14 protein-coding genes are annotated in these 20,852 nt (G+C 39.8%); all 14 read left to right on the top strand.

What is annotated here, in order from left to right:
• The first annotated feature begins 116 nt into the window (after positions 1-116).
• The 14 genes from AC1RJ8_RS00070 (at position 117) to AC1RJ8_RS00005 (ending at position 20,539) form a co-directional block, all read left to right on the top strand.
• Positions 117-1,277 (top strand): ABC transporter substrate-binding protein, encoded by a 1,161-nt coding sequence (locus AC1RJ8_RS00070; protein WP_492952364.1) that lies wholly within the window; start codon positions 117-119, stop codon positions 1,275-1,277.
• Complete coding sequence (locus AC1RJ8_RS00065) at positions 1,274-2,425, top strand: CaiB/BaiF CoA transferase family protein (protein WP_492952365.1); 1,152 nt, start codon at positions 1,274-1,276, stop codon at positions 2,423-2,425. The genes AC1RJ8_RS00070 and AC1RJ8_RS00065 overlap by 4 nt, the downstream gene beginning before the upstream one ends.
• A gap of 277 nt (positions 2,426-2,702) precedes the next feature.
• Positions 2,703-3,866 (top strand): CaiB/BaiF CoA transferase family protein, encoded by a 1,164-nt coding sequence (locus AC1RJ8_RS00060; protein ID WP_492952366.1) that lies wholly within the window; start codon positions 2,703-2,705, stop codon positions 3,864-3,866.
• Positions 3,859-5,097 (top strand): extracellular solute-binding protein, encoded by a 1,239-nt coding sequence (locus tag AC1RJ8_RS00055; protein WP_492952367.1) that lies wholly within the window; start codon positions 3,859-3,861, stop codon positions 5,095-5,097. The genes AC1RJ8_RS00060 and AC1RJ8_RS00055 overlap by 8 nt, the downstream gene beginning before the upstream one ends.
• Positions 5,094-6,176, top strand: a complete 1,083-nt coding sequence (locus tag AC1RJ8_RS00050; protein ID WP_492952368.1) for a Gfo/Idh/MocA family protein — start codon at positions 5,094-5,096, stop codon at positions 6,174-6,176. Before AC1RJ8_RS00055 ends, AC1RJ8_RS00050 begins: the two co-directional genes overlap by 4 nt.
• A 210-nt stretch (positions 6,177-6,386) precedes the next feature.
• Positions 6,387-6,830 (top strand): MaoC/PaaZ C-terminal domain-containing protein, encoded by a 444-nt coding sequence (locus AC1RJ8_RS00045; protein WP_492952369.1) that lies wholly within the window; start codon positions 6,387-6,389, stop codon positions 6,828-6,830.
• 164 nt (positions 6,831-6,994) lie between these two features.
• Positions 6,995-8,296: an L-fucose:H+ symporter permease gene (fucP, locus tag AC1RJ8_RS00040; protein WP_492952370.1), complete on the top strand. Its 1,302-nt coding sequence runs from the start codon at positions 6,995-6,997 to the stop codon at positions 8,294-8,296.
• Positions 8,297-8,411: 115 nt separating this feature from the next.
• Complete coding sequence (locus tag AC1RJ8_RS00035; RefSeq protein ID WP_492952371.1) at positions 8,412-11,831, top strand: glycosyl hydrolase; 3,420 nt, start codon at positions 8,412-8,414, stop codon at positions 11,829-11,831.
• A gap of 24 nt (positions 11,832-11,855) precedes the next feature.
• Positions 11,856-12,446, top strand: coding sequence for a hypothetical protein (locus tag AC1RJ8_RS00030; protein ID WP_492952372.1), 591 nt, complete (start codon positions 11,856-11,858; stop codon positions 12,444-12,446).
• A 44-nt stretch (positions 12,447-12,490) separates the two neighbouring features.
• Positions 12,491-14,554, top strand: a complete 2,064-nt coding sequence (locus AC1RJ8_RS00025; RefSeq protein WP_492952373.1) for an aceric acid hydrolase — start codon at positions 12,491-12,493, stop codon at positions 14,552-14,554.
• Between the two features lie 146 nt (positions 14,555-14,700).
• Positions 14,701-16,128: a sialate O-acetylesterase gene (locus AC1RJ8_RS00020; protein ID WP_492952374.1), complete on the top strand. Its 1,428-nt coding sequence runs from the start codon at positions 14,701-14,703 to the stop codon at positions 16,126-16,128.
• A gap of 10 nt (positions 16,129-16,138) precedes the next feature.
• Complete coding sequence (locus AC1RJ8_RS00015) at positions 16,139-18,502, top strand: DUF5703 domain-containing protein (protein ID WP_492952375.1); 2,364 nt, start codon at positions 16,139-16,141, stop codon at positions 18,500-18,502.
• A gap of 106 nt (positions 18,503-18,608) precedes the next feature.
• Entirely contained in the window at positions 18,609-19,397 is a 789-nt protein-coding gene (locus AC1RJ8_RS00010) for an SDR family oxidoreductase (RefSeq protein WP_492952376.1), read from the top strand.
• 122 nt (positions 19,398-19,519) lie between these two features.
• Positions 19,520-20,539, top strand: coding sequence for a zinc-binding alcohol dehydrogenase family protein (locus tag AC1RJ8_RS00005; RefSeq protein ID WP_492952377.1), 1,020 nt, complete (start codon positions 19,520-19,522; stop codon positions 20,537-20,539).
• Positions 20,540-20,852 lie beyond the last annotated feature (313 nt).

Below are 20,852 nucleotides of genomic sequence, written 5' to 3'. Positions count from 1 at the left end.
TGGTTCGTGTCACCACGAACCACAAATTTAAAACTTAACGGTTGGTGTCTCACCAACAGAAAAAATTAAAACAATAATATGGTCGGTGGAGACACCAACCATTAGATAAAAATAAAGTGGAGAAGATAATTAATTTAAAAGGAATAACCTGGAACCATAGCCGTGGGCTTTTGCCTATGGTGGCTACGGCACAGCGATTTTCAGAATTGCACCCAAATGTAAACATCACCTGGGAGAAAAGAAGTTTGCAGCAATTTGCCGATTTTTCAATCCAGGAATTGGCAGAACGATTTGATCTGTTGGTTATCGATCATCCCTGGGCAGGTTTTGCCGCAAAAACAAAATCAATTGTGCCTTTAGACCTATACCTTTCTCAAGAATATTTGAAAGATCAGGAGGAAAATTCGGTGGGTCAATCTTATGAAAGTTATTTTTATAATGAACACTTGTGGGCACTACCGATAGATGCGGCAACTCCTGTGGCCGCTTCCAGACCGGATTTACTAGCCGAAAAAGGCTTAGCATTGCCTAAATCATTCGAAGATCTACTTGCACTTGCCAATAAAGGTTTAGTTGCCTTTGCAGGTATTCCGATTGATGTATTAATGAATTTTTATACCCTTTGCTGCTCTTTGGGTGAAGATCCTTGTGAAAAGGATGAGCAGGTGGTTTCTAAGGAAATTGGTGTTAGGGCTTTGCAAATGTACCGTGAACTGGCGTCGAAAATAGATAAAGCAAACTTCAATAGAAACCCGATCCAGGTATATGAAGCAATGACTTTAACCGACGAAATTGCATATTGCCCGTTTGCTTATGGCTACTCAAACTATTCGCGTAATGGTTATGCCCGCAAAACTTTGCATTTTCACGATATGATTTCTTTAGATGGTAAAACCAACCTGAGAAGCACCTTGGGTGGAACAGGTTTAGCCATTTCTTCGAGATGCGAAGCATTAGAGATTGCGGCCAAATATGTAGAATTTGTAGGTTCACCTGCTTGTCAGTCCACTTTGTTTTTCGAGAGTGGTGGTCAGCCAGGGCATTTAGCGGCCTGGAAAAACGAAGAAGTCAACCGCCAGAGTCAGCATTATTTTCTGAATACTTTACCGGCCTTACAAAGAGCATTTCTCCGTCCACGTTACCATGGTTCGATGTATTTTCAAGACCATGCGGGCGATGTGGTGCGCGATTATTTAATAAATGGTGGAGATGAAATTCAGGTTTTATCGGCTATGAACAAATTGTATCAGCAATCTAAAAGTTTAGTGTTATCATGAACAGACCGCTGGAAGGACTTTTGATTTTAGAGTTTTGCCAATTTTTGGCAGGACCATCTGCAGGATTAAAACTGGCCGATTTAGGTGCCCGTGTGATTAAAATCGAACGACCAAAAACAGGCGATGCATGTCGGTCTTTATCCATCAAAAATCTTTTCGTTGATGAAGATAGTTTGCTTTTTCACACCATCAACCGGAATAAAGAAAGTTATACCGCCGATTTAAAAAATCCGGAAGATTTAGAAAAACTTAAAAAATTAATCGGTAAGGCTGATGTGATGACGCATAATTTCCGTCCTGGTGTGATGGAGAAAATTGGTCTGGATTATGAAAACGTTCAAAAAATCAATCCAAAAATTGTTTATGGGATGGTAACCGGCTATGGGAGTGAAGGCCCATGGAAAAACAAGCCAGGTCAGGATTTATTGGTACAATCCGTTTCCGGATTAACGTTTCTATCGGGTGTTGATGTAGACGGACCAGTGCCTTTCGGACTTTCTGTTTCGGATATTATGTGCGGAAACCATTTGGCACAAGGCATTATGGCTGCTTTAATTAAAAGGGCAAAAACCAATAAAAGTGTTTTGGTTGAGGTGAGTTTGCTCGAATCCATTTTAGATGTACAGTTTGAAGTATTAACCACCTACTTAAATGATGGTGGTAAATTACCCGATAGAAGCGGAGCAAAAGGCAGTGCACACGCTTACTTAAGCGCTCCTTATGGCATGTACGAAACCAACGATGGTTATATTGCCATGGCCATGGGCAACCTGCCAAATATCTGTACGATTATCAATTGTGATATTACTGACTTATACGTTGAGGCAGGTTCAGCATTTGAAAACCGCGATAAATTAATTGTCCGCCTGGCCGAAACCTTTAAAACAAATGGTACAAAATATTGGGTTAATCTTTTGGAAGGCCATGGCATTTGGTGCGCAGAAGTATTAAATTATCAAACTGCAACAGCCACGAATACTTATAAAAGCCTACAGATTGAACAGGAATTGGATTTAGATGATGGCAAAAAAATAAAGACAACAGTAAGCCCGATTAGACTGGATAATGAAAAATTATTTGCCGGTAAAGCAGCACCAAAACTTGGTTTTGATACGGCTGGGATTAATAAAGAGTTTGAGTTGAATTAATAAAAATGATCGTCATTTCGACTGGAGCGCAGCGGAATGGAGAAATCTATAGGACAAAGACCTAATAGATCTCTCCACTACGGTCGAGATGACGATCGTTCTAATAGAAATAAACGATGTAAAAAGATTTGTGAAGACCACGAATCACAACGTCAATAAAATTAAACACAAGGTCGTCATTTCGACTGGAGCGCAGCGGAATGGAGAAATCTATAGGACAAAGACCTAATAGATCTCTCCACTACGGTCGCGAGATGACGATTTAAAAAACAAAATTATGCTACCGCTTGAAGATTATTTAGTTATCGATTTCAGCCAGTTCCTATCGGGGCCATCGGCAAGTTTGCGCCTGGCCGATATGGGGGCACGTGTAATCAAAATTGAGCGCTTGGGTGTAGGCGACATTTGCCGCACTCTCTATACCTCAAATCTGATTATGAACGGCGAATCATCTGTTTTTCATGCCATCAACAGGAATAAAGAAAGTTTTGAAGTTGATTTAAAGCGCGAAGAAGATTGTGAAATGGTACGCGAACTGCTTAAAAAAGCAGATGTAATGATCCATAATTTCCGACCAGGGGTAATGGAGCGTTTGGGTTTCGATTATCAATCCGTAATCGCTTTAAATCCAACCCTAATTTATGGCGAAATTTCAGGCTATGGCAACAACACAGAATGGAAAAACAAACCTGGCCAGGATTTACTTTTGCAATCGGTTACCGGCTTAACCGCTTTAACCGGAAATGCCGATAGTGGCCCTGTAGCAATGGGTTTATCGATTATTGATATGTTGGCAGGCGCGCATTTGGCGCAGGGAATCCTGGCCTGTTTATACCGAAAAGCGTTAAAAAACGAAGGTGGTTTTGTGCAGATCAGCATGATGGAATCTGCTTACGATTTTCAGTTTGAAACCATCACCACTTTTATGAATGATGGCGGATCTTTGCCTCAACGTTCTAAAAAGAACAATGCAAATGCATATTTAGGCGCTCCTTATGGGATTTATCAAACAGAAAACGGATATTTAGCCCTGGCGATGGCTTCCATTCCACAGCTCGGCAAGCTGCTTGGCTGCGAACCCTTAGAAGATTACATTGAAATCGCCGAGGCATTCGATAAACGGGATGAGATCAAGGCCATTTTGGCTGATTATCTTTTATCGGCGACTACCGAAAAATGGCTTTCCATTTTAGAACCTGCCGATATTTGGTGTGCAGACGTGTTAAACTGGAATGCTTTAATGGCCCATGAGGGTTTTAAGGTGTTGAAGATGGTTCAGGAAGTGGAAATGATTGATGGTTACAGATATGAAACCACCAGATGCCCGATCCGCATTGATGGCGAATTATTAACTTCAGCAATTGGTTCGCCAAAATTAGGACAGGATAATGAGAATATTATCAAAGAATTTATAACCAAGCATACCACTGCAAATGCATAACCAAATAGAAACTTTCAGGATAGCCGTTCGTAAATTTGCGCCATTTGAAGCTGCGATGCAGAAATTCTGGGAACAATATTGTCTCAGTTCGGGCTGTAAACTAAAGTTAGATATGGTGGTAATGGACCTGCACGAACTTTACGACAATACCATCACTCAAAAAGGATTGGCAAATGGCGATTTTGATATTGCGCACATCAGTACCGATTGGGTGTTGGAAGGCTATTCAGGCAATGATTTCGAAGTTTTAAATCCCTACATCAACAAAAACAAACCCGATGATTTCCCGAGGGGATGGAGCAAATCGCTTTTAGGACTGCAGCGCTTCGGCTGGGAAGTGGTTGGCCTGCCATTTCATGATGGGCCAGAATGTTTTATTTATAGAAAAGACCTGTTCGAAAGTGAAACCGAAAAGGCCCGATATTTTGCCCAATTCGGCAAAACCCTAGCAATACCCAAAACTTGGGAAGATTTTCATCAGATTGCCCGTTTTTTTAACCGTCCCGAACAAAATTTATATGGCAGTATTTTCGCCTGTTATCCCGATGGCCACAATACCGTTTTCGATTTTGCACTGCAATTATGGACAAGGGGCGGCACACTGGTTGACAAACATGGTTTTATCCAGATCAATACACAAGCGGCGATTGACGGGCTTAATTTCTATCGGACGATTGTGAATGACAAAACCGCTGTTCACCCAAAATCAGCAGCATTCGAATCTGTAGCCGCAGGAATAGCCTTTTCACAAGGTGAAGCCGCTATGATGATCAATTGGTTCGGTTTTGCAGCGATGTGCGAAATAGATGCAAATTCAAAAGTGAAAGGCAATATAGGTGTTGAACTTTTACCTTCGGCCAATAATGAAAAATCAGCTTCTTTAAACGTATACTGGCTTTACACCATTGCTAAGGGTAGTAAACACAAAGATATCGCATACGATTTTCTTCGTTTTGCCTTAGCCAGAGAACAAGATAAACAGCTCACTTTAGCAGGTGGGATCGGGTGCAGGATATCGACCTGGAAAGATGAAGAAATCAACCAGGTTATTCCTTATTACCATAAACTAGAGCAATTACACGAGGTAGCCAATATGTTGCCGCAGAAACAAAATTGGGCTGCTATTGCCGCCATTATCGACCAAATGGTGTTGCAGGCCATCAATACCGATGCCGCAACCGAAGAACTCATCCAGCTCGCACAGAACCAGATTAATGAAATTGACAAATGAGTATTGATATCAAATATAAACCCCAACTCCCGCAGACCAAACAGCCCATCATTATTATTGGTGCAGGGGGGATAGTAGCAGATGCACATCTGCCAGCCTATAAAATTGCCGGTTTTGAGGTGCATGGCATTGTAAACCGGACCAAAGAACGGGCACAGAAATTAGCAGATGCTTTTGGAATTCCAAATGTCTATAATTCTGTGGCCGAAGCCGTAAAATTGGCCCCAGCAAATGCTGTTTACGATTTAACCATCATGCCTGAGCAATATATCGAAACATTAAAGCAATTGCCCGATGGAAGTGCGGTGTTAATTCAAAAACCCATGGGCGATGATTTTTCACAGGCAAAAGAAATTCTCGAACTCTGCAGAACCAAGAATTTAAAAGCAGCTATAAACTTCCAGTTGCGTTTTGCGCCATTTGTAAGTGCCGCAAAATACATCATAGATAAAGGTTTAATCGGAGAATTATACGATATGGAAGTCCGCGTAACAATTAAAACGCCCTGGGAGATTTTTCCACATGTAATTATTCATCCACGCTTAGAAATTCAATACCATAGCATTCATTATGTCGATTTGATCCGTTCGTTTTTGGGCAATCCCGAGAGTATTTTAGCAAAAACCCTAAAACATCCGGCTAAAAGCTTGTCATCATCTCGTTCTACAATCTTATTTGATTATGGTGATACGATGCATGCGGTAATCAACACCAACCATGACCATGATTTTGGTCCGAAGCACCAGGAAAGTTATATTAAGTGGGAGGGAACTAGAGGGGCAATTGTAGCTAAAATCGGGCTATTAATGGATTACCCTCATGGTGTACCAGATGTTTTTGAATATTGTATTGTAGAAGATGGAAAATCTGCGGAATGGCAAACCGTTAAACTGGAGGGCTCTTGGTTTCCAGAGGCATTTATAGGCACGATGGCCAATTTGATGCGCTATAATGAAGGTTCAACCGATGTTTTAAATACCAGTGTAGAAGATGTGATTCAAACCATGGCGGTTGTAGAAAGTGCCTATCAATCGAGTGATATTGGCGGCGTAAAGGTAAAAGAACGATTAAATAAATAGAACGTCATTGGGAGGTATGGACTGAGTGATCCAACCTGTGCTGATTTTTATCGGTAAAGCAATCTGTTTTGCAAGAAAGATTGCTTCGTTTCGATGAAAAATCGAAAACTCGCAATGACGGAATTATAGATAAAAAACACAAAATCATCCTCGTTTGTAACGAGGATGCAGGAGAAAAGCGATTGCTTCGCTTATAAAAAGTTAAAAACTATGTATTTCAAATCAACATTTTTTGAAGATTATCAATTACAGGATAAACGTGTAACACTAGGTCGTACAATAACCGAAACCGATTTTGTAGTTCATGCAGGTCATACCGGCGATTTCTTTCCACATCATATGGATGCCGAATGGTGTGCAACACAACCTTTCAAACAAAGAATTGCGCATGGAACGATGATTTTTAGTATTGGTATCGGTTTAACCGCATCAGAAATCAATCCAGAAGCCATGAGCAAAGGCTATGATAAATTACGCTTTGTAAAACCTGTTTTTATTGGTGATACCATTCATTCTGAAATCACAATCTCTGAAAAAGGAGAGAGCAAAAGGCCAGAATATGGTACTGTAACCGAGCATGTAGAAATCATCAACCAACACGGAGAAGTTGTACTTGTTTGCGACCATCTTTTGGTGGTGAAAAAGATTCATTAGTTCAATCGTCAATAGTTCATTGGTCTGGGCGCCTATATCGACAGTCTTACCAGACATAATTAACACCAATGAACCGATGACTAATGAACTATTGACCAATGGACAAATGACTAATGAACTATTGACTAATGAACCAATGACAAATGAACTAAACCAATGAACCAATGACTAATGAACCAATAAACACACAGCCAGAAATTGTAACTGAGGGCGATCCATCATCAGGAAAAAAGTATTTATTACCGTTTATACTCGTAATCAGCTTGTTTTTCCTTTGGGGAATGGCACATAACCTCGATTCAATCTTAATTCCGCACCTAAAGAAAGCCTGTAACCTCAATAACCGACAATCTACATTGATTGATACTTCTGTTTTCTTTGCCTATTTTTTAATGGCTATTCCTGCCGGAATGATTTTGAAAAAGTGGGGTTATAAAGCAACCATGATCTCAGGTTTACTAGCTTTTGCTTTCGGTGCGTTTTTATTTGTGCCGGCTGCCAATAACTTATCATACATTACATTTTTAATTGCGCTTTTCATTATTGGCTGTGGTTTAACGATGCTCGAAACTTCTGCTAATCCTTATGCTGCTGTATTGGGTGATCCTGCAAAAGCAACGAGCAGATTAAATCTGGCTGCATCTTTCAACGGACTGGCTGCTATGGTGGCACCAATGATTGGCGGATTGTTTATCCTCTCAGGTAAATCGCACACCAAAGAAGAATTGGCAGCAATGACAGAAGTTAGTAGAAACAGTTACTTTCTTGAAGAGGCTGCATCGGTTAAAACACCTTACATTACACTAGGGATCGTTTTATTGGTCATTGCTATTATATTTTATTTTATCCACCTTCCCGAAATTAAAACCAAAAGTATTGATGGAGAAGCAAAAGGAAGTTTTTTTGGCTCACTACGCCATAAACATCTCAGGTGGGCTGTGATTGCCCAGTTTTTCTACGTAGGTGCACAAGTTTGTGTAACCAGTTTCTTTATTAGGATGGCACAACAGGGCGGTGGTTTTGACGAAAAAACAGCTGCATCATATTTGGTCGTTTATGGATTTTTATTTACCGCTGGCCGTTTCGCTGGAACGGCACTCTTACAGTTTATATCTTCAAATAAATTACTTGTGATTTATGCAGTTATATCAATAATCTTGTGTCTGGTTGCCATTTTAGGTAAAGGTTCTTATGTAGTTTATGCGCTGGGTGCTATCGGATTCTTTATGTCAATTATGTTCCCAACCATTTTCGCGTTAGGGATTGAGGGTATAGGCGACGATACCAAGCCAGGGTCATCATGGTTAATCATGTCGATTGTAGGTGGCGCAATCCTACCATTCGGTATGGGAAGTTTAATCGATATGTATGGAGATAATATTCAGATCGGCTACAGTATTCCGCTTGTATGTTTTGTGGTTATTCTTTATTTCGGATTAAGAGGTTATAAAATCGCACACAAATAAATATAAGTCCGTCATCCGATAGCTATCGGATGCGAGAAGGCACGACGTGACAATCTATTCTCGATTGTTTCGCAGGTTGAAAGCCACCTTTGGTATTATAAGAAAATAAAAAAAAATGAAATTTAGGTTTAGCAAGATTTTAATATTCATTCTGTTGTTTTGCTTTTGCTTTGCATCAATTGCTGGTGCACAACCGAACGAAAGTGCAAAACCTTGGGTATTTTGGTATTGGGTAAAAGGGGGAGTATCAAAAGAAGGCATCACTGCCGACCTGGAAGCGATGAAATTAAATGGTATTGGGGGTGCTTATTTAATGAGCATTCAAGGACCCGATAAAATGCCTGTTTATTCGCCACCCGCAGTTCAGCTGACGCCAGAATGGTGGAAAATGGTTGAGTTTGCCATGACTGAGGCTAAACGGTTAGAGCTGAAATTAGGCATGCATGTGAGCGATGGTTTCGCACTAGCAGGTGGCCCATGGATAACACCGGAACTTTCGATGCAGAAAGTAGTCTGGTCTAAAATAAATATCAATAATACAGCCAATAAGATCAGTTTACCTCAACCAGAATCTAAAGAAAATTATTATAAAGATATTGCCGTTTACGGTTACCCTTCACCAACTGGTGAAAGCATTTCAACACGAACGGTTATCCCAAAAATTACGGCAAGCAATGGTGCTGATGCAACAGGTTTAGTACAACCAGGGAATAAGAAAAATTTTGGTTCAAATGAGCCCTGTTATATTCAATACGAATTTGCGAAGCCCTTTACCTGCCGTACCATAACCATTAAAGTTAGCGGTAACAATTATCAGGCACAGCGTTTGGCCATTGAGGTAAGTGATGATGGGAAAAATTTTCGATCTATCGGTAGGTTGGAAGCACCCCGTCATGGCTGGCAGGATACCGATGAAGATATTACCCATTCTATTGTACCTACCACCGCTAAGTTTTTTAGGTTTATTTATGATAAAAAGGGATCAGAACCAGGTTCAGAGGATTTAGATGCAGCCAAATGGAAGCCATCATTAAAGCTCGTGAATCTCGAATTATCTTCCGAAGCACAGCTCAATCAGTTCCAAGGCAAAAATGGTTCAGTTTGGCGGATCAGTAAGAGAAGCACAGCGGCAGAAATTGCCAAAAACCTGTGTGTACCATTGAATAAGATCATTAACCTGACGGATAAATTAAATCCGGATGGAAGCTTACACTGGAAAGCGCCGAAAGGCAATTGGACAATCTTAAGGCTTGGCCATACTTCTACAGGGCATACCAATGCAACAGGTGGCGGTGGGAAAGGATTGGAATGTGATAAATTTAATCCCGAAGCCGTAAAATTACAGTTCGAGAATTGGTACGGTGAAGCTTTAAAACATGGTGGACCAGAAATAGCCAAAAAAGTATTAAGCGTTTTCCATGTAGACAGTTGGGAATGTGGCAGCCAGAATTGGTCGCCAGTATTTAAAGCAGAATTTTTAAAGCGAAGAGGTTACGATTTAACACCTTATTTACCCATCATGACCGGATTACCTGTAGAGAATGTATCCGTGTCCGAAAATTTCCTTTACGATGTTAGAAAAACGATTTCTGAATTGGTTGTCGACCAGTTTTATAAAACGCTGGCTAAGCTGGCAAAGGATAAGGGGGTAACTTTTACGGCCGAAAGTATTGCACCAACCATGATGAGTGACGGATTGATGCACTACAAAACGGTTGACATTCCAATGGGCGAGTTTTGGTTAAAAAGCCCGACACATGATAAACCGAATGATATGTTGGATGCCATTTCTGGAGCGCATATTTATGGTAAAAACATCATCCAGGCCGAGGCTTTTACCACCGTTCGAATGGACTGGAACGAAAGTCCAGCCAATATGAAAACGCTTCAGGACCGCAACTATGCCCTCGGAATCAATAAACTGGTGTATCACGTTTTTACACATAATCCCTGGATTGATCGGAAACCCGGAATGACTTTAGATGGTGTAGGCCTTTATTTCCAACGCGACCAAACCTGGTGGAAGGCTGGTAAAGCATGGATAGACTATGCAGAAAGGACTCAAAATTTACTTCAGCAGGGCAAGCCAGTTGTCGATATCGCCGTTTTCACCGGTGAAGAATTACCGCGCCGTTCGGTCTTACCTGATCGTTTGGTAGAAACCTTGCCCGGTATTTTTGGTGCAGATGTAGTGGACGCTGAAAAGAAACGCCTCGCAAATGTTGGTGAACCTTTAAGGCAGATTCCGGCTGGTGTTACCCATTCTGCAAATATGGCCGATCCTGAAAATTGGGTAAATCCATTACGTGGATATACTTACGATAGTTTTAATCCCGACGTGTTAAGTACAGCTACTGTAAAAGACGGTAATGTTGTTTTCGAAAGTGGGGCAACCTATAAAATTTTGGTAATACCGGGTAACATGAAAATGAACCCGAATTATCAGCATATGAGTTATACAACTGTAAAAAAAATATTTGAGTTAATTATAGCGGGAGCTAATGTGATTGTAGCAGACAAACCTTTGTATCAAAATGGTTTACAACAAGTTAGCAAATCTGCGTTTAACTCGGCAGTGGATGAAATTTGGAAGAATAATTTTCATGAGATAAATAATAATAATCATCCTGTTTTAACGAAAGTAATGGATAAAGGCAATCTGTTTAAAGCTCCCTTTAATGCCGATAATTTTAAACTTGTAGGAATTGAACCAGATCTTTATGTAACGGAAACTAATCCGAACAGTAAGCCAATTACTTATGCAAAAAAAGTTGCTTATACTCACAGGAAAACTGATAAAAAGGATATCTATTTTATTTCCAATCAAGAGGCTAAAGAAAGAAATTTTAGGTTTTCATTTCGTGTAACCCATAAAATACCACAAGTTTATGATGCTGTTGCCGATAAGTTAACTGACATTAATAATTGGTCTAATGAAGGAGAGCGAACGGTCTTTACTTATAAAATCGCTCCCAATCAAAGTTTATTTTTTCTCTTCGAAAAGGAAACTCATAAAACTCAATTTAATAGTGGCAACAACTGGTCGAGCTTCAAAACCATTCAGGATATTTCCAAAAGCTGGCAGGCGAAATTCGATCCGGCTTATGCTGGCCCATCAAAACCTGTAATTTTTAACGACTTAACCGATTGGACATTAAATGCCGATAGCGTGGTTAAATATTATTCAGGAACTGCAGTTTATACCAAAAAATTCAACTTTAACGGAGAGTTTAAAGATAAAATCTGGCTTGATTTAGGCATATTCTCCAGTATTGCCGAAGTAAAAATCAATGGAATAAACTGCGGTACTTTGTGGACTGCTCCGCACCGTTTAGAAATTAGTAAAGCCTTAAAAAAGGGAGAAAACCAAATTACCATTGAAGTGACAAATACCTGGGCTAACCGTTTAATAGGCGATAACAAATTGCCAGAAAATAAAAGAATCACCAAAACAACTGCACCTTTCCGATTGGAAGGCAAACCTTTAAATCCTGCAGGATTATTAGGGCCAGTGGTGATACAAGTGGAAGAGTAATCGGAATTTAATATTTCAAAATAAATGAAAAAAATAATTGTGTTAATTCTGGCTTTTACCCAAACTATTGTTTACGCTCAACAAAAGAAGGTGAAGGATAATTTTAATGTCCAGATCAGGCTAGAAAAGGGCGATTTAAATAAAGATGGTTTAACCGACAAAACCGTAATTATGATGGATACGATTGATGCAACGGTCCCATTAAGGTTACAAATATTTTTGTTACAGCCAAATAAGAAATTTAAAATGGTTTTCTCTTCAACTGATGTAATTGAACCCCAATATGTAAACGGTGTACATACTAAAAATCAAATCCCTTATTTTTTTATTGAAAACGGATTTTTATTAATGAACACCGAAAAAGATGATGTTCGCTTTGAGTATAAATTCATCTATAAAAATGGAATTTTTCAATTGATTAAAGTCTCTAGTGTAGTTTATGATGGGCAAAATTCGACAACCGAAACTGCATTTGATCTTTTAACAGGAGTAAGAACTGAAACGACAACGTTATTAGGTTCCGAAAAAATCCTAAAGAAAAATATAAAGAAACGAATGATCAGGCCATTACCTACGCTTCAGAATCTAAAAACTTTTGGCCATAAATTAGATTAATACATTAAAACCAGGAATATTTCCAGGTTAAAACTAAAAAAATAATGAAAAAGCTACCTCATATAACCGAAAATTTTGTCCTGCATACTTTACGACTTCAGGTAATTATTTGCACAGTGCTTTTTCTAACGTTAAGCGCTAAAGCACAAGACAAAGCTTTGGTTAATACGTCAAATTCGCCTTACGCGAAATTGCACAGCATTAATATGACGGATGTAAGCTGGACAAAAGGATTTTGGGCCGACCGCTTTAAAGTAGCCACCGAAACCATGGTACCTAACATGTGGGCCATTTATAACGATCCTAAAATCAGTCATGCTTTTGAAAATTTCAAAATTGCAGCAGGCTTAGATACAGGTTCGCATGCTGGTCCATCTTTCCATGATGGTGATTATTATAAAACGCTGGAGGCTGTAGCTGTTCTGTATGCCTCAACCAAAAATCCAAAACTGAACGAAATGATGGATAAAGCTATTGTGGTAATCGGTAAATCACAACGCAACGATGGTTACATTTATACCAAAGCCATGATTGAGCAACGTAAAACAGGCTCGAAAAACCAGTTTCAGGATCGGTTAAGCTTCGAATCGTACAATATAGGCCACTTAATGACGGCTGGTTGTATTCACTACCGTGCTACAGGCAAAACAACTTTACTTAATATTGCTAAAAAAGCGACAGATTACCTGTATAATTTCTATAAATCTGCTTCGCCAACATTAGCACGAAATGCCATTTGCCCATCGCATTACATGGGCGTGGTAGAAATGTACCGCACCACGAAAGATCCCCGGTATTTAGAACTGGCGCAACATTTAATCGCCATCAAAGGTAAAATTGATGATGGAACAGATGATAACCAGGATCGGATCCCTTTTTTGCAACAAACCAAAGCCATGGGGCATGCCGTGCGTGCAAACTACCTTTATGCTGGTGTAGCTGATTTATATGCCGAAACGGGTAAAGATTCTCTTTTAAAAACATTGAATTTAATGTGGGATGATGTTAATCAGCACAAAATGTACATTACAGGAGGTTGTGGTTCACTTTACGACGGCACTTCGCCCGATGGAGCTTCATACAACCCGGCCGATGTGCAGAAAATCCATCAGGCTTTCGGTCGTGATTTTCAATTGCCCAATTTTACCGCACATAACGAAACCTGTGCCAACATTGGTAACGTACTTTGGAACTGGCGCATGTTGCAGATTACAGGCGATGCAAAATATGCTGATGTAATGGAACTGGCTTTACACAATAGCGTGCTGTCTGGAATTAGTTTGGACGGAAAAAACTTTTTATACACCAATCCTTTGGCACAATCAGACGATTTACCGTTTAAACAACGCTGGTCGAAAGATAGGGTGCCTTATATCGCATTATCCAATTGCTGCCCACCAAACGTAGTCAGAACCATTGCAGAAGTTAGTGATTATGCTTATAGTACCTCAGATAAAGGCCTATGGTTTAATTTGTATGGCGGTAATAACCTAAATACAACATTAACTAATGATCAGAAAATTTCTTTATCCCAGGAAAGCAATTATCCCTGGGATGGGAAGATCAAAATCAGCATTAAAGAAATAGGGAATAAAGCTTATTCATTATTTTTGAGAATCCCTTCATGGACACACGATGCACAGATCACAATCAATGGAAAAACTGAAAATGTTAAAGCCGTTTCCGGAACTTATGCAGAAATTAGCCGCGTTTGGAAAAAAGGTGATGTAATCGAATTAAATCTCCCTATGGAGGCCACTTTAATTGAAGCCAATCCCCTGGTTGAAGAAAACAGGAACCAGGTAGCGGTAAAACGCGGGCCAATTGTTTATTGCCTGGAATCGACAGATTTATCTGGAAAAAGTATTTTTAATGCTTTTATTCCAGCTTCAACGAAATTTGAGGCCAAGCCCATTAATATCGATGGTGCTGCAATGATGAGTTTAGTAGGAAATGCAAAAATGGTAGGGCCAAACAACTGGAAAAATGTGTTGTACAGGCCCATTGAAGATAAAAATACAACAACAGAAATTAAACTGGTGCCATACTTTGCCTGGGGAAACCGTGGTCATTCAGAAATGTCGGTATGGCTGCCGGTGAGTAGATAATGTGTTATCGTCATTTCGAGCGGAGTGCAACGTAGTCGAGAAATCTAACTAAATAGATCTCTCCACTTCGCGTTGCTCCGGTCGAGATGACGACTCTTTTACAAGATTCTATCAATTGATTGGATCAAATATTTAATGTTAAAAAAATGAAACTAAAACTCTTCATATTCCTAAACCTCACTTGTTGCCTCATTGCGTCGGCCACAGTAAAGCCTGCATCAATTTTTACCGATCACATGGTGTTACAGCAACAAAGTAATGTTGCCATATGGGGCTGGGCCAAACCTGCTACCAGGGTAAAAATTAATACCTCCTGGAATAAACAGCACTATACCGTTATTACTGATCAGGCGGGTAAATGGAAAATAAAAATTGCCACTCCATCAGCCGGCGGGCCATATAATATTGAATTAAATGATGGCGAAAAACTGGTCCTGACCGACATTTTAATTGGCGAAGTTTGGTTCTGTGGTGGCCAATCGAACATGGAAATGCCCATGAAAGGTTTTAAAAGTCAGCCGATAATTGGTTCAAATGAGGCCATTCTAAAATCTACCAATAAAAACATCAGGCTTTATACTGTTCCGCGTTCTTCCATCATCGAACGACAAGAAAACAGCAAAGCTTCACAATGGAAATTAGCTGCCCCTGAAAGCGTTGCCAATTTTAGCGCAACTGCTTATTACTTCGGTTCCTTATTAAGCGAGATGTTAAATGTTCCTATCGGGATCATCAACGATAGTTATGGCGGTTCTACAATTGAAGCCTGGATGTCGCCCGAGGATTTAAAAGCATTCCCTGAGGTTAAAATTCCTTCAAAAACCGACAGCATAAAAGAAGTAAGCAGAACGCCTACAACTTTATATAATGGCATGCTTTATCCTGTAATCGGTTATGGCATAAAAGGCGCCATCTGGTATCAGGGCGAATCGAACTATGAGCGTCCGGGCCGCTACGAAGATTTGTTTCCTGCGATGGTTTCTTCCTGGAGAAAAAATTGGGATATTGGTGACTTTCCTTTCTATTATGCTCAAATCGCGCCTTACAACTATGCCCAATTGCCACCTTATCATGTTGGCGGGAAGTTTAATTCTGCCTTTTTAAGGGATGCACAACGTAAATCCCTAACCAAAATCCCAAATTCGGGGATGGCTGTTTTAATGGATATTGGTGAAGAAAAATCAATCCATCCTGCAAACAAAAAACAGGGCGGAACACGTTTGGCTTACCTGGCCTTATCTCAAACTTATGGTATAAAAGGTTTTGGTGCATTTAGCCCTAACTATGAATCTTTGAACATCGATAAAAATAAAGCGATAATCAAGTTCCAAAATGTAACAAATGGCTTAACTTCATTTGGCAAAGATTTGGCCTTATTTGAAGTAGCGGGAGCAGACCATAAATTTTATCCCGCAAAAGCCACTATAACAGGAAGTAGCATCACTGTTTCAGCAGAACAGGTTAAAGTACCGGTGGCTGTTCGTTATGCCTTTAAAGATTTTGTAACCGGCGATTTATTTGGGAACGATGGCTTACCCGTTTCCTCATTCCGCACCGATGATTGGGAGAATTAGCAATTTTAAAATGAATTTAACCACGAAGACACTAAGCGTACCAAGTATTTTATGTAAGAACTTAAATGTTCTGATATGCCTTCTATGGTCAAAAAACCTCAACGTTTTCTTGGTGTTCTCCGTGTCTTTGTGCTTCCTCACCTTAAATGCTTTTTCACAGGAAAAAGCCTCAAATAATGTGGTTTGGAATACCCAAAGCCTTAATTCATCAGCATCCATGCCTGTAGGTGGCGGCGATATCGGCCTTAACCTCTGGGTAGAAAATGGTGATGTATATCTCTATCTGTCCAAAAGCGGCACCTTCGACGAGAATAATAGCTTGCTTAAACTTGGCCGTGTAAAACTCAAAATATCCCCAAATCCTTTTCAGGGGAAATCATTTAAACAAGAACTGATCTTAAAAGATGGTTACGCCCAGATTTCAGGCGCAAATGGTAAATTAAGTGCAAAAATTAAGGTTTGGGTAGATGTTTTTAATCCGGTTATACATTTAGACATTAAATCCAGTCAAAATACCACAACCGAAGCCAGTTACGAAAGCTGGCGCTTTGAAGACCGCATCACAAAAGGCAAAGAGAACAACCAAAATTCCTATAAATGGGCGCCCCAGGGCATTGTAAAAACCCTTAAAGATAAAGTTGCATTTAAAAACAATACCGTTCAATTTTACCATCAAAATAAACCCGAAACCGTATTCGATATTACAGTGAAACAGCAAGGTCTTGATGATAGAAAGGCCGAATTGTTCAATCCGCTAAAAAACCTGATTTTTGGCGGCTCAATGCAGGGAGATAACCTGCTTCCGGCAGGGACTTATGAAGGTATCTATTTAAGTACACCTTTTAAAGCCTGGACCTTGAAAAGCAAAAAACCTTCGCGTTCAAGCCGCATTACTATTGCTTTACATACAGGTAAAACTGAATCAATTTCTGATTGGGAAAAACAGTTAACTTCATTAAAAATCAATAACAATCATAAATCCAGTATAAAATGGTGGAATGATTACTTTGAAAAGAGTTTCATCTACATTAATTCGAAAGATGAATCAGCCAATCAATCAGCTAAAAATTATCAGTTATTCAGGTATATGTTGGGCTGCAATGCCTTTGGCAAATACCCCACGAAATTTAATGGCGGGTTATTTACCTTCGATCCACAACTTACTGATACTGCGCTGAAATATACACCCGATTTCAGGAATTGGGGAGGAGGTACGCACACCGCACAAAACCAACGTTTAGTTTATTGGCCGATGTTAAAAAGCGGCGATTTTGAACTGATGAAGTCCCAATTCGATTTCTACCTGGATCTGTTGAAGAATGTAGAAATCAGAACGGAAGCTGCCTGGGGGCACAATGGCGCAAGTTTTACAGAACAACTGGAGAATTTTGGATTACCAAACCCTGCAGAATATGGCTGGAAACGTCCTGCCGATTTTAACAAAGGCATGGAATACAATGCCTGGTTAGAATACCAGTGGGATACTGTCTTAGAGTTTTGTATGATGATTTTGGAAACGGAAAGGTATAACGGCAATAACATCGAAAAATATCTTCCATTGATTGAAAGTTCACTTAGCTTTTTCAAAGAACACTACACTTATTTAGCCAAGCAACGGGGTGCGAAAGCTTTAGATACGGATGGACATTTGGTTTTGTATCCTGGGTCTGGCGCTGAAACCTATAAAATGGCCTATAACGCCACCTCAACCATCGTTGCACTAAAAACCGTTTTAGAACGGCTTCTGGAGCATCCCAATTTAGCTGAAAAGCAAAAATCAGAATGGAAAGCCATGCTAAAAACCATTCCACCTATCAGTTTTAGAACGTTTGACGGTCGCACCACAATTGCTCCGGCAAAACTCTGGGAGCGCATTAACAATACCGAAAGCCCGCAATTGTACCCTGTTTACCCATGGGGAATGTATGGGATTGGCAAACCTGGTTTGGATACCGCTGTCAATACCTTCAAATACGACACTGATGTATTGAAATTCCGCAGTTATATCGGCTGGAAACAGGACAATATTTTTGCAGCAAGATTAGGTTTAACAGAAGATGCTGCAAAATTAACCACAGCCAAGTTAAAAGACTCGGGAAGGAGATTCCCGTCATTCTGGGGACCTGGCTTCGACTGGACACCAGACCATAATTGGGGCGGCTCTGGTATGATCGGTTTACAGGAAATGCTGATGCAGGTAGACGGAAAAAAGATTTATCTTTACCCTGCATGGCCTAAAGAATGGGACGTACATTTCAAACTATATGCACCTTACAAAACCACCGTTGAAGGCACTTTAAAAGATGGGAAATTAATAGATTTAAAAGTATTTCCTGAATCAAGAAAAGCGGATATAATTAATATGATTAAATAATAGGCTAAGGTTTAGTCACTTCGTCATGCTGAATTTATTTCAGCATCTAGCTAAAAAAGACCCTGAAATGAGTTCAGGGTGACGATCAATATAAAATTAGTAAAAAATGGATTTACAGTTAAAAGAAAAAGTTATTATCATTACCGGCGCTGCAAAAGGCATTGGTAGAAGCATTGCAGAAGTATTTGCTAAGGAAAATGCAATTGCCGTAATCGTAGGTAGAAAAGCAGCAGATAACCAAAAAGTAGTCGATGAGATTATCGCACAAGGCAAACAGGCAGAACAATTTGTTGCAGAGCTTTCCAATCCAGATGATTGCGAAAAAGTAGTTAAAGAAATCGTTGCCAAACTTGGAAGGATTGATGGTTTAGTGAATAATGCTGGCGTTAATGACGGGGTAGGCTTAGAAAGTGGAAATTATAAAGACTTTATGGCTTCATTACATAAAAATGTAGTGCATTATTACCTGATGGCACACCATGCCTTGCCCGAGTTAATTAAAAGCAAAGGTGCGATTGTGAACATCACTTCAAAAACGGCTGAAACCGGACAGGGGAACACCTCAGCCTATGCTGCCGCAAATGGTGGTAGAAATGCATTAACGCGTGAATGGGCTGTTGAATTATTAAAATATGGCATCCGTGTAAATGCAGTTGTAGTTGCCGAATGCTGGACACCTGCTTACGAAACCTGGATAGAGACTTTGGATAATGCGGAAGAAAAACTAAAAGAGATCACTTCAAAAATTCCATTGGAAAATAGAATGACAACCGCAGAAGAAATTGCAAACATGACAGCCTTTTTAATGTCGAGTAAATCAAGTCATACCACCGGACAGATTATCCATGTTGATGGCGGTTATGTTCATTTAGACAGAGCTTTGGCCAACGCTTAATCCCCACTGACAACGTCATTTCGAGCGGAGTGTAACGCAGTCGAGAAATCTATTATAGATCTCTCCATTCCACTGCGCTTCAGTCGAGATGACGATTTTTCTTATTTAATCATTAAATTAAAATGAAAACCCTTACCTGTACAACGCCTGGAACTTTCGAATATTCAGAAACAGCAAAACCTGAGCTTAAAAAAGACCATGCCATTATAAAAATTAAAAGAATCGGTATCTGTGGGACCGATTTACATGCCTTTGAGGGTACACAACCTTTCTTTAATTACCCGAGAGTTTTAGGTCACGAGTTATCTGGCGAATTGGTTGAAGCCGATGGAGCCAATAGTTTCAAAATAGGAGAGGCTGTTACTTTTATACCCTATTTTAATTGTGGCGAATGCATTGCCTGCCGAATGAGCAAACCAAACTGCTGTGTTAAAATGCAGGTTTGCGGTGTACATGTTGATGGTGGTATGCGCGAATACTTACAGGTTCCATCAAGAACACTTTTACATGGCGAGGGCTTGAGTTATGATGAACTCGCCTTAGTTGAACCTTTAGCTATCGGTGCGCACGGTGTCCGCAGGGCAGATATTCAACCTGGAGAATTTGTGCTTGTTATTGGTGCCGGGCCAATTGGTTTGGGCACGATGGAATTCGCCAGAATTGCCGGGGCCAACGTAATCGCTTTAGATATTAACGAAGACCGCCTGGCTTTCTGTAAGGATAAATTAAAGGTAGCACATGTGGTTAATGCGCTTTCGCCTGATGTTACGCAACAACTTAACGATATTACCAATGGCGATATGCCGACGGTAGTAATCGATGCTACAGGTAATCAGAAGGCCATTAACAATGCTATAAACTATATGGCACATGGAGCCAGGTTCGTTTTAATCGGCTTGCAAAAAGGAGATTTAATTTTTAACCACCCTGAGTTCCACAAGCGCGAATCGACATTAATGAGCAGTAGAAATGCCACTATTGAAGATTTTGAACATGTAATTAAATCGATGAAAGCGGGTTTGGTTAATCCTACCAACTATATTACGCACCAGGTGAAATTTGAGGAAGTAAAAAATGAGTTTGAAAGCTGGTTAGATCCCAAGAATGGGGTGATTAAAGCGATGGTTAGTATGGGAAATTAAACTTTAGCCATACTTTTACCTTGGGCGTCATGCTGAATTTATTTCAGCATCTATTACACACAATATTCCAGCTAAAAGATCCTGAAACAAGTTCAGGATGACGTTATTAATAAAAAAGAGTTTGTATCGTTAGCATAAGTTTGTCATGAGAATTAAGTAAATAAATTTTCTAGAAATTTCGTCATTTCGAGCGAAGTGGAGAAATCTATTATAGATCTCTCCACTTCGCGTTGCTTCGGTCGTATTCTAGGTTTACCACAATTGCAAATTTATTTTAAGAAAAACTCTTTTTTTGGAGTTTTTCTTAGCTTTT

The sequence above is a fragment of the Pedobacter sp. GW822-FHT03F06 genome (genome assembly GCF_058801365.1).
This window is presented reverse-complemented; position numbering and strand designations above follow the sequence as displayed.